1 protein-coding gene is annotated in these 314 nt (G+C 59.2%); it reads right to left on the reverse strand.

Annotation, left to right across the window (positions count from 1 at the left end):
* On the reverse strand, positions 1-314 hold a 314-nt coding region (locus C2846_RS18530; RefSeq protein ID WP_165443872.1), incomplete at both ends, for a carboxylesterase family protein.

Here is a 314-nt window from a genome sequence, read left to right on the forward strand (position 1 = left end):
TGACCGTAATTGCCTGAGCCGTTGTAGCCGCTCTCGGCACTCAGTTCCGGGTGAGCGATATAGCCAAAGGGCCCCAGCCGATGGTTAACCGATACCTGTACGACCCCCTTGCTGACCAACGCCTGCGGATTGTTGAACGGCCGGGTATTGCTGGTCAGGGCAGTGAAGCCGCCACCATGGAACCAGACCATGACCGGTAGATTGTCGGCATCCTTGGGCGCAGTCACATTCAGGTACAGTGAGTCCTCACTCATGCCACCTTCACCGAAACGCTCCAGCCCAGGATTCTGGGCCGCCTGATCACTCCAGGCCAC

Origin of the sequence: Pseudomonas jilinensis, from assembly GCF_003586265.1 — a bacterium.
In the GTDB taxonomy this organism is placed as follows: domain Bacteria; phylum Pseudomonadota; class Gammaproteobacteria; order Pseudomonadales; family Pseudomonadaceae; genus Halopseudomonas; species Halopseudomonas phragmitis.